The sequence below is a fragment of the Algibacter sp. L1A34 genome, assembly GCF_009796805.1.
Classification (GTDB): domain Bacteria; phylum Bacteroidota; class Bacteroidia; order Flavobacteriales; family Flavobacteriaceae; genus Algibacter.
Window position 1 is genome coordinate 330,027 of record NZ_CP047029.1, and the last position, 11,948, is coordinate 341,974.

At 32.2% G+C, this 11,948-nt stretch carries 9 protein-coding genes; 3 read left to right on the plus strand and 6 right to left on the minus strand.

The genetic code is table 11. The features are described 5' to 3' along the window. Positions 1–111: 111 nt before the first annotated feature. The 6 genes from GQR97_RS01370 to GQR97_RS01395 form a co-directional block, all read right to left on the minus strand. Positions 112–1,578 carry a magnesium chelatase gene (locus GQR97_RS01370; RefSeq protein WP_158844324.1) on the minus strand — a complete coding sequence of 489 codons (1,467 nt, stop codon included), beginning with the start codon at positions 1,576–1,578 and terminating at the stop codon, positions 112–114. Positions 1,579–1,671: 93 nt separating this feature from the next. Next, positions 1,672–2,796, minus strand: coding sequence for a vWA domain-containing protein (locus GQR97_RS01375; RefSeq protein ID WP_158844326.1), 1,125 nt, complete (start codon positions 2,794–2,796; stop codon positions 1,672–1,674). A gap of 90 nt (positions 2,797–2,886) precedes the next feature. Continuing rightward, positions 2,887–3,564: a Crp/Fnr family transcriptional regulator gene (locus GQR97_RS01380; protein ID WP_158844328.1), complete on the minus strand. Its 678-nt coding sequence runs from the start codon at positions 3,562–3,564 to the stop codon at positions 2,887–2,889. Between the two features lie 54 nt (positions 3,565–3,618). Further along, positions 3,619–4,458, minus strand: coding sequence for a universal stress protein (locus tag GQR97_RS01385; protein WP_158844330.1), 840 nt, complete (start codon positions 4,456–4,458; stop codon positions 3,619–3,621). A gap of 86 nt (positions 4,459–4,544) precedes the next feature. Next, positions 4,545–5,594 carry a response regulator gene (locus GQR97_RS01390; RefSeq protein WP_158844332.1) on the minus strand — a complete coding sequence of 350 codons (1,050 nt, stop codon included), beginning with the start codon at positions 5,592–5,594 and terminating at the stop codon, positions 4,545–4,547. Next, the gene (locus GQR97_RS01395) at positions 5,594–6,835 is read right to left on the minus strand and encodes a PAS domain-containing sensor histidine kinase (RefSeq protein WP_158844334.1); all 1,242 of its coding nucleotides are present in this window, start codon (positions 6,833–6,835) and stop codon (positions 5,594–5,596) included. The genes GQR97_RS01390 and GQR97_RS01395 overlap by 1 nt, the downstream gene beginning before the upstream one ends. Positions 6,836–7,022: 187 nt before the next feature. Here GQR97_RS01395 and GQR97_RS01400 point away from each other — a divergent pair, with 187 nt between their 5' ends. The 3 genes from GQR97_RS01400 (at position 7,023) to ccoN (ending at position 11,938) form a co-directional block, all read left to right on the plus strand. After that, entirely contained in the window at positions 7,023–9,401 is a 2,379-nt protein-coding gene (locus GQR97_RS01400) for a heavy metal translocating P-type ATPase (protein WP_158844336.1), read from the plus strand. A 145-nt stretch (positions 9,402–9,546) separates the two neighbouring features. Continuing rightward, complete coding sequence (ccoS, locus tag GQR97_RS01405; protein ID WP_158844338.1) at positions 9,547–9,732, plus strand: cbb3-type cytochrome oxidase assembly protein CcoS; 186 nt, start codon at positions 9,547–9,549, stop codon at positions 9,730–9,732. Between the two features lie 10 nt (positions 9,733–9,742). Next, positions 9,743–11,938, plus strand: coding sequence for a cytochrome-c oxidase, cbb3-type subunit I (gene ccoN / locus GQR97_RS01410; RefSeq protein ID WP_158844340.1), 2,196 nt, complete (start codon positions 9,743–9,745; stop codon positions 11,936–11,938). Positions 11,939–11,948 lie beyond the last annotated feature (10 nt).

The window sequence follows — 11,948 nt, forward strand, 5'->3', positions numbered from 1 at the left end:
TCTTAAAAGCTGTACTATAAATTTTGAGTATATGACAATTGATAAAACAAAAAAAGCGATAAGAAATTAATTTCTTATCGCTTTTTTAATTAAAAATTTATTTATCTGATATTAAATACCACTTATAAAACTTCCATAAGGATCTTTAAATTGAGTTCCTTCTGAGAAGCGCTGTTTGCTTAATAGTTTAAACTCTACCAATGCCCAAAGCACAAATTCTTTCATAAAATACGTGTCTTCCTTTTTTAAATTAGGTTGATATTCTCCTAATAAATCATCCAAAGGAGAAATAGCATCCAACATAGCAGTATATTCTTTGTTTTTTAAATCATCTAACAATTCGAAGCCTTCTTTTTCATTGAAAAACCATGATACAATATCATCATACGGGCCTTCTTCATCTTGTTTTTGAAGTTTTCCTATCTTCGGAAAAAACTCTTCAAACATACTTTTCACAGCTTCTCCAATTAAATTATAAGCAACCGCAGCGGCACCTTCTTGTTCGCCCTCATAAACCAATTCTACTTTACCAGTTATAGATGGTATAATACCTGAAAAATCACTCAATCGAACCGTTGTACTATCATCACCACAAATTAACGCACGTCTTTCTGCTGTGCTTAATAAGTTTTCGAAAGCTGTAATACTTAGCCTAGCACTCACACCACTTTTAGCATCGATGTATTCGCTTTCTCTTGCTTCAAAAACAATTTGTTCTAATAAATCTTTTGCAAAATTGGGAACCTTTACTGCGCTTTTTTGTCCTTCAACTAAATTAGATTCTTGCTCCGTAATACGTCTAGCCGTTTCTATATCTTCAGGGTAATGCGTTAATATTTGAGATCCAATTCTATCTTTTAATGGTGTTACAATACTCCCTCTATTCGTGTAATCTTCTGGATTTGCTGTAAACAAAAACTGAATATCTAAAGGCAACCTCAACTTAAAACCTCTAATTTGAATATCGCCCTCTTGTAGAATATTAAACAATGCTACTTGTATTCTTGCTTGTAAATCGGGCAACTCATTAATTACGAAAATACAACGATTTGCTCTCGGAATCATGCCGTAATGAATAACACGATCGTCTGCATAACTTAACTTCAAATTTGCTGCTTTTATAGGATCCACATCTCCAATAATATCAGCTACTGTTACATCTGGTGTTGCTAATTTCTCAGCAAATCTATCACTTCTATGTAACCATGAAATTGGTGTATCATCTCCTTTTTCCTTTATCAACTCTACAGCAAATCTTGAAATAGGTTGCAACGGATCGTCATTAATTTCCGAACCAGATACAAACGGGATATATTCATCTAAAAGATTAAGCATTAAACGTGCTAAACGAGTTTTTGCTTGTCCGCGTAATCCTAATAAATTTATATTATGTCTTGATAAAATAGCACGTTCTAACTCAGGAATCACAGTGTTTTCATACCCATGTACGCCTTCAAAAGTGGTTTCCTTATTTTTTATTTTCACTATTAAGTTATCTCTTAATTCGTCTTTTATAGATTTACTTTTGTAACCCGACTTTTTAAGTTCCCCTAAAGTTTTTATATTTTCTGTTTTCATATTCTATTTTTTACAAACCTCTAAATTCCGATTATCATCGCAATCCACTTCCCTTAAAAACAAAGAAGCCTCGAGTGCTATTTATATTTTCACTTATCCTTTAATTCTCTTTTTTCTATTAGTTTCGTAATCTTCGAAAATCATTTCTCCTAATCCTTTTAAACCCGTATAAAATGCTTTCCCTTGGTTCGCTTTAGTGAATTCCTGCACAAACTGCATTAAATAATTATCCTGAGCAATCATAAACGTGGTAATAGGAATATGCAATCGTCTTGCTTGCTGTGCCATAGCATAACATTTATTAACAATATGCGAATCTAAACCATTACTATTTTTATAATATTGGCCGTCTGGCAAACGCAAACAACTTGGCTTTCCATCGGTAATCATAAAAATTTGTTTATTGGTATTTCTTTTTCTTCGGAGTAAATCCATTGCCAACTGCAAACCAGCTACCGTATTTGTATGGTATGGCCCTACTTTTAAATATGGAAGGTCTTTAATTTCTATTTGCCAAGCATCATTTCCAAACACTAAAATATCGAGCGTATCTTTTGGATATCGTGTTGTAATTAATTCGGCTAAAGCCATGGCTACTTTTTTTGCAGGCGTAATTCTGTCTTCACCATACAAAATCATACTATGGCTAATATCTATCATTAACACTGTACTCATTTGAGCTTTATGCAAGGTTTCTTCCACAACCAAATCATCTTCAGATAATCTAAATTCTGAAATACCATGATTTATTTGTGCATTCTTCAAACTCTCCGTCATAGACACTTTATCTAAAGCATCACCAAATTGATAGTTTCTAAAATCTCCGGTATGCTCGTCTCCGATGCCTTGGCCTTTACTTTTATGGTTACCTTGCCCGCTACGCTTAATGTTTCCAAAAATTTGATCTAACGCTTGTTGCCTAATAGCACGCTCGGTTTTTGCCGTAATAGCCATTCCGCCATTACCATCTGGATCTATTTCTTCTTTTATATAACCTTTCTTTTTAAGATCTTCAATAAAATCGTCGATAGTATATTCTGCAGTGGTTAAGGTATATTCCTTGTCTAATTCGCGCAACCAATCTATGGCTTCGTCGAAATCGCCAGAAGTATGTGTAATTAATTCTTTAAAGATATCGAATAACTTATCGAAAGGAGATTGATAAGGTGCTTCGTAAGTTTTAAAAATGAAACCTTTTCTTGATGTATTTTTATTCATAACTCTATAAAAATACTATATTTTAAATCAAAAAAAGGACAAGTAATAATCAGAAATATCTATGAGCAGAAATTATTTTATTATAATGCACTATTCTACGCGTTGTAATCCTGCTAAATCTTCAATTTTTATATACTTACCTTTTGTAGAAATAAGTTTTTCTTTTTTTAGTTGAGAAATAATACGAATAGCAGATTCTGTTGCTGTACCTACAATGTTTGCATAATCTTCCCGAGATAACAAAACACTCAACGTACCATCTCCATTAACACCAAAACTATTATTAAGATAAATTAAAACATCTGCAAGCCTTTTTCTTACGGTTTTTTGAGCCATGTTTACAATAATATCGTCCGATTCTCGTAAATCTCGCGCCATCACTTTAAGCACATCCAAAGAAAAGTTAAGATTTGTTTGAAGATCTTCCATAATTTCGGCCTTGGGAATAAAACAAACATCCATATCGCTTAATGCAACAGCTTGTAAATTTGTGCTTTCATCTGTAATCAACGAACGTTGGCCTAATAGCTGCCCTTTTACAACCATTTTCACTATTTGATCCTTGCCGTTTTCGCTTAACTTAGACAGCTTACAGATACCGTCCTTAATGCAATATACACCATTAATCACTTCTCCTTCTTCAAAAATTACTTCGCCTTTTTTTAATTTTCTTGAGGTTTTACAACCAGAAATACGAATTAATTCATCTTTAGTTAAAGACTTCATTGAATTAAATTGTTTAATTATACATTGTTCACACTTTCCCATAACCATTTTGAGGTTTTATAAAACTAACTAAAAACATATTATTTGAAAACTCTTTTAATGTAAAACTAAAAAAGGAACATCGGTATAATAACTTATTTTTGGAGTTGTAGGATTAAATAAAATCTTTTGGAAATAATTTAAATTTTTCGCCAACATGGCTATTAAATCAATTTGCTTATTCTCAACGAAACCTTGCACCGCATCTTCAATATCATTATTTGTTAAGAAATGAAAACTGTGTTCTTGGTTGTTAAAATAATCGTCTAGAAATTCTTTATTCTTTTTTTGATCTTCATTTAAATCTGCCTTATTTTTATTAATATGAAGTGCTCTTACTGCCGCATGGTTTCCTTCTACAATATCTGCCATAGGCTGTAATGTTTCTGCATGATAAAAAAATGAAAAATCTGTTGGAAATGCAATCTCTTTCATGTTCACATATTTAGCGTTTTCGGGAACAACTAATGTTGTGCATTTTACTTTTGTAATTACATTACCGGTATTCCTACCTACCGCCAAATTATTTAACCCCGATTCTCCACGGGTACCCATTACAATAAAATCAATCTTTTTTTCTGCAACCTGCTTCCTAATAGAATTAATAATGTAATTATTATCCATAACAGGATAAAACCTATGGTTAGAATTTAAGTAAGGGCTTTTTATTATTCGTTTAATAGTTTGTTGTAAAAGTTTTTTTGAAGGACTTTTTACAATACTAGAAACTTTAGTACCACCAACGGCAGGCACTTTTTCGTGAAATCTTGAATCATCGGAAGTATCAACATGTAATATGTAAAAATTACATGCCGATTTACTAAAAAAGCGGAGGGCATACTCAATGGCATTCCATGCGTTTTCAGAAAAATCTGTGGGTATTAAAATATTCTTCATGCCTATCTTCTTCTAGAAGGCAAAAATAAAGGCAGGACACTTAAGGAAATATGACCAATATCATAAATCCCCTATATTGCTAGAATTTATTGGACTTCTTGAAGTTTATCTAAGTCTAAAATTTTAATGTTTCTACCTTCAATTTCAATAATACCACTGTCTTTAAAGCCAGAAAGTGTTCTAATTAAACTTTCGGTTGCTATACCTGCAACACTAGCTAAATCATTACGAGAAATTCTTATGGTATCTTCTGGATTTCGATTCAGTTTTTCGGCAAATTTTAAGATGGTATTTGCTGTTCTTTTTTTAACCGAGCTATATGCCATTTGTAGTAAGTGATCTTTAACATCGGTAAGGTTTTCTGTTAATAACTGAATAAGCTCTAAAGTAACTTGGTGATTATTATTAAGCACATCTTTAAGCGCACTTTTGGTAACACCTATTAAGGTAGTTTCTTTTATAGCCGTTGTAGATTCTTGATAAGTTGTATTTTGAATAAATGATGTATAACCAAATAAATCGTCTTCCTTATAAAGCGCTGTTGTTAAGTCTTTACCTTTCTCATCAAATTTATGAGACTTCACTAAACCTTTAGAAATTAAATAAATATAATTAGAATTTTGCCCTTCCTGATAAATAACATCACCTTTTCCAAAGTTTATTACTTCACCATTATCATCAAAAAAATTCTTTAAATCGTTTAATGTTCTAATTTCAGATTCATCGGAACTTGTTCCTTCCTGTTCTTCATGTATATCTTTTAAAATAGCAGCTTTGGCTAGTCTACTTTCTATAGCACTAATAAGTTCTTCTTCTTCAAAAGGCTTGGTAATATAATCATCGGCACCTAAATCCATTCCTTTTCTAACATCTCTACGCTCCGTTTTTGCAGATAAAAATATAAAAGGGATATGCTTTGTACTTTCGTTTTTAGATAATGCTTCCAAAACGCCATAACCATCAAGTTCTGGCATCATAATATCGCAGATAATAATATTAGGTAAATTTTTAATAGCCCGTTCTACTCCAATTTTTCCATTTGGAGCTGTAATCATATTATAGTTAGATAATTCTAGTAATTCCGCTGTGTTCTCTCTTAAAACAACATCATCTTCTATCAATAATACTTTATTCATTATTCTGCTTTATTTTTTATTATAATTGTAAATATACTTCCTTTATTTTCTTCACTTACAAAACTTATAGTACCTCCTAAATTTTCTAAATGATTTTTAACAATATTTAAACCAATACCTGTACCTTGTTCTAGTAAAGCATTTTCTGCTCTAAAATAGCGGTTAAATATCCTTTTTTGATCTTTAATAGGAATCCCAATACCATTATCCTTTATATCAAATGTAGTATGCGTATTATCTTGCTTTATATGAATATCTACAATGGTGTTTTCAGATGAATACTTAATGGCATTATGCACCAAATTTGATAATGCTAATTCTAAAATCTTCTCATCCTGATGCATCGAATAATCGTCAATATTCTCAGGATAATTAATTTTCTGTCCATCTTTTAAAAGCATATTGGCATTATAAACCACCTCGTTAACCACTTTACTTAATTTAAAAGTAGTTAATTTATAATTCATTTTTCCGGTTTCTAATTTTTCAATAGATAAAAAATCGTTCAATATATTATTTAGGTAATGTACCTTATCAGAAATTGTTTTTATATGCTTATCTCTTCGTTCCTGCTGCTCAGTTAACTTATACTTACTCAGTAACATAGCCGACGTTAAAATACCACTTAAAGGTGTTTTAAACTCATGTGAAACTAAGGACAAAAACTTAGTTTTCAACTCATTAAGCTCCTTTTCTTTTTTAAGCGCATTACTTATTTCATTTTGAGCATCAATACGTTTCTTTATTTCCTCGTCACGCTGAACATTTACTGTTTTTAATTCTTTAACAGTATTACTTAATTCATTGGTACGCTCCTGCACTTTTTGTTCTAATTCCGTATTTAACTCTAGCAACTGGAGTTCTTGTTGCTTACGTATAGAAATATCTATAACCAAAGTCATTATATAAGACTCTCCATTAATTTCTAACGGATTTAAACCTGCTTCTACTGGAAATATAGAACCGTCTTTACGTGCGCCATACAAATCCCGACCACGTCCCATTTTACGACTTTCCTTATGCTTCATAAAACCATCAAAATGAGCACCATGATCGGCATGATAGGTTTTTGGTATTAAAATATTAAGGTCACTGTTTAGAAGTTCATTTTTAGTATAACCAAACATACTCTCGGAAGACCTGTTTGTAGCAACAATTTTCTGATGTTTATCTACAACAATAACACCTTCTGAAACAGCTTCAAAAAGGACATTAAAAACACGATCATTATTTTGAAACATTAACAAATATGATTTTAAACTTTATAATAAATATTAAAATTGTAAACAAACAGAAAGAGTTATATAGCTTACAACTACTCACACCAAAATATTGTATTTTGTAAAAATAAATAAAACATGACAAATATCATATTTAAAATCGAGTTGATTTGTGATTTTTGTTTTAGGTATAATTGAGCAAATTTAAATGAGTAAAACCCCTTGTTTTCACTGTGGTTTAGACGCGTCTGCGGCTAATATCACATTTGATGATAAATCATTCTGTTGTAATGGTTGCAAAACCGTCTACGAAATATTCTCTACAAACGATTTAACGTGTTACTATGATTTACAAGCATCTGCAGGTACAAAACCTAGCGACATTGATGGTAAATACAACTTTCTAGACAATGCTAAAATTGTTGAAAGTATATTGGAATTCAACGATGAAAAAACTCAAATAGCAACATTATACATTCCGCACATTCATTGTAGTTCTTGTATTTGGGTTCTTGAAAATTTAAATAAATTAAATCCTTCAATAAGGTCTTCTATTGTAAACTTCGGAAAGAAAACAGTTAGAGTAACATACAACTGCGAAGCGATTTCGATAAAACAATTGGTTAAACTTTTAAGCAGTATTGGTTACGAACCTTTTATTAGTTTAGACGATTATAGCGTTGGTAAAAAGAATGTAGACAGATCCTTAATTTATAAACTAGGCGTAGCTGGTTTTGCCTTCGGAAACATTATGTTTTTATCGTTTCCAGAGTATTTCCAGGTAACTGGTTTTTGGATTGAAACATATGCACCTGTTTTTAGATGGCTCATGTTTTCCTTCTCACTTCCTGTGGTTTTTTATTCGGGGCAAGATTATCTAATTTCAGCTTATAAAGGCTTACGTGCTAAAATTTTAAATATTGATGTCCCCATTTCACTGGGAATTATTGTTTTATTTATAAGAAGCACGGCGGAAATTATTTTAAACCTTGGAACAGGCTTTTTTGATAGTTTGGCAGGACTTATTTTTTTCTTATTACTCGGAAAGTTTTTTCAGCAAAAAACCTATAACTTCCTATCATTCGAACGTGATTACAAATCGTATTTCCCTATCGGAATAACCAAATTACATACCGATGGAAAAGAAGAATCTGTACAAGTTTACGATATTGAAAAAGGCGATCGATTACTTATTAGAAATGAAGAATTAATTCCTGTAGACTGTATATTAATTAGCGGTAAAGCACGTATTGATTATAGCTTTGTAACTGGAGAATCTGAAGCAGTCTCAAAACAATCTGGCGATAAATTATTTGCAGGGGGAAAACAGCTAAAAGGCAGTATTGAGGTAGATGTTTTAAAAACCGTAGAACAAAGTTATTTAACCCAACTTTGGAGTAACGATGTTTTTAATAAAAATAAAGAAGATGGTTTTACAACCCTAACAAATGCTATTAGTAAAAAATTCACGATAGCCGTTTTAAGCATTGCCTTTATAGCCACTGTTTATTGGTTATTTATAGATCCATCAAAAGCTCTAAATGTTTTTACAGCCGTTTTAATAATAGCTTGCCCTTGTGCTATAGCATTAGCCGCACCTTTTACTTTCGGTAATTTACTTCGTATTTTTGGGAAACTAAAATTCTATGCAAAAAACGCTTCGGTTATCGAGCAGTTAGCAGCTATTAACACTATTATTTTTGATAAAACAGGAACTATAACGGCAAACAAGGAAACATCTATAAAATATGAAGGCTCTAATCTTTCAAATGAAGAAGAAGCGCTTCTTAAAAGCACCTTACGTAATTCAAACCATCCTTTAAGCAGGTCCTTATACAGTCTTTTAGATAAGCATAACATTGTAACTCTAGACAACTACGAAGAGCATATTGGTAAAGGTATTGAAGCAAAACACAACCAAGATACCATTAAAATAGGCTCTGCCCCTTTTGTTGGCTTTAATTCTGAAAACGCAACACTAAACACAGCTGTGTATGTTAGTACTAATAGCCAATATAAAGGACGATTTACTTTTTATAATAAATACAGAAAAGGACTTTCTAAATTGTTTAATAAATTAAAAAAACATTACGATTTAGTTATTCTTTCGGGCGATAATGCAGGTGAAACAGAAAACCTAACAAAGTTACTACCTGCAAAAACAAAACTATTTTTTAATCAGAAACCAGAAGATAAATTAGAATACATAAAACACCATCAAAAATCTGGAGCAAAAGTATTAATGATTGGTGATGGTCTAAACGATGCTGGGGCCTTGGCTCAAAGTAATGTAGGTATTGCTATTTCAGAAAACGTAAACATATTTTCTCCAGCATGTGATGCTATTCTCGACGCTTCAAAATTTAACGAATTACCCGATTTTATAAAAGCCTCCAAATCTGCTGTAAAAATTATAAAATATAGTTTTTTACTATCATTCGTTTATAATAGTATAGGGCTTTACTTTGCAGTTACAGGACAACTAGCACCTGTTATTGCTGCTATTTTAATGCCTTTAAGCTCAATTAGTATTGTTCTATTTACAACGGTTAGCACAAATATTTTAGGAAGAAAATTAAAAAATTAAAAAAAATGCTTTTAACAAAATTTTAAGTTAAAAAAAAGTAATACATTTATCTAAATTAAAACATCAGAAACTAATAAAACATGATAAATGTCATGTTTTAGCCAAAAACATAAAAGTATTTTTGGCGCATAACTTCAATTAAGGTATGAGTGTTATATATATATTATTAACTATTAGCATAATTGTTGCTATTGGCTTTTTTGTAGCGTTTATTATTGCTGTTCGAAATGGACAGTTCGATGATAGCTACACCCCCTCTGTTCGTATGCTTTTTGAAGATGAACTAGTTAAAGAAAAAACCAAAAAAACAATTTCAACTAAAAACGATTAACTTTTAATTTATGGAAATGCAACAGTTTAAGTACGATAATAAAATCGTTACAAAATTTATTTATGCCACCATCGTTTTTGGTGTTGTGGGTATGTCGGTAGGTTTACTACTAGCATTCTTATTTTTATTCCCAAATTTAACCGATGGAATTCCTTGGTTAAGTTTTGGTAGATTAAGACCTCTACACACCAATGCTGTAATTTTTGCTTTTGTAGGTAACGCCATGTTTGCGGGTATTTATTACTCTTTACAACGTTTACTAAAAACAAGAATGGCTAGTGATTTATTAAGTAATATTAACTTTTGGGGTTGGCAACTTATTATTGTTGCAGCAGCTATTACATTACCTTTAGGTTATACATCTACTAAAGAATATGCCGAATTAGAATGGCCAATAGATATAGCCATTACAATTGTTTGGGTTATTTTTGGTATCAACATGATTTGGACTATTTTAAAACGTAGACAACGCCATTTATATGTTGCTATATGGTTTTACTTAGCCACATTCGTTACGGTTGCTGTACTTCATATTTTTAATAATTTAGAATTACCTGTAAGTGCATTTAAAAGTTATTCTGTTTACGCAGGTGTTCAAGATGCCTTAGTGCAATGGTGGTATGGCCACAATGCAGTAGCATTCTTTTTAACAACACCATATTTAGGACTTATGTATTACTTTGTTCCTAAAGCTGCAAACAGACCCGTATACTCATATAGATTATCTATTGTACACTTTTGGTCTCTTATATTTATTTATATCTGGGCTGGACCTCACCACTTATTATATACAGCATTACCAGAATGGGCACAAGCCTTAGGTACTACATTCTCAATAATGTTATTAATGCCATCTTGGGGTGGTATGATTAATGGTTTATTAACACTTCGTGGTGCTTGGGACAAAGTACGTACCGATCCTGTTTTAAAATTCATGGTTGTAGCTATTACAGGTTATGGTATGGCAACGTTTGAAGGCCCAATGCTTTCTCTTAAAAGTGTAAATGCCGTAGCGCATTTTACCGATTGGATTATTGCACACGTACACGTTGGTGCTCTAGCTTGGAATGGTTTCTTAGCCTTCGGTATGATCTATTATTTGATACCTCGTTTATTTAAAACAAAAATGCACTCCTTAAGCTTAATGAATCTACACTTTTGGATAGGTACATTAGGGATCATTATGTATGCATTACCTTTATATGTTGCTGGATTTACTCAATATTCTATGTGGCAACAATTTAATCCAGACGGTACCTTAGTATACGGTAACTTCTTGGAAACTGTTACCGAAATTATGCCAATGTACATGATGCGTGCTATTGGTGGTTGTTTATATATTAGTGGTATGTTTATCTTGGTTTTCAACGTCATCATGACTATAAGACAAGGTAGTAAAGTTGAAGACGAATTAGCCGAAGCACCAGCACTAGAACGCGTATCTAAAAAACGTACTGCAAACGAAGGATGGCACACTTGGTTAGAGCGTAAACCGATCCAATTAACAATTTTAGCAACCATAGCCATTTTAATTGGTGGTATTGTTCAAATTGTACCAACCCTTATGGTAAAATCTAATATCCCAACAATATCAAGTGTAAAACCATATACACCATTAGAATTAGAGGGTAGAGATATTTATATCCGTGAAGGTTGTGTAAGCTGCCACACACAAATGGTTCGTCCGTTTAGACATGAAGTTGAACGTTATGGTGAATACTCGAAAGCAGGAGAATTTGTTTACGATCACCCATTCCTTTGGGGTTCTAAGCGTACCGGTCCAGATTTACATAGAATTGGAGCAAAATACTCAGACAACTGGCACTTTAACCACATGTACGATCCACAAAGTACCTCTTCAGGTTCTATTATGCCAAGATATCCTTGGTTAATTACTGGAACGGGTAGTGAACTTGACAAATCTTTAACCGAAACAAAAATGGAAGCTATGGTTACTCTTGGCGTACCTTATTCGGAAGAAGAAATTGCAAACGCCCAAGAAGACATGTTGACACAAGGCGCTCAAATTGAAGAGAACTTACACCAAGATCCCGATTTCGCAAAAACTTATGAAGCTGATAAAAAATACGCAGCCGATAATGGAGAGCCGTTTATAGAAATGAAAAACAGAGAAATTGTTGCGCTAATTGCTTATTTACAGCGTTTAGGCACCGATATATCAGTTAAACCAGAACAACAAAATTAATAACCTCCAA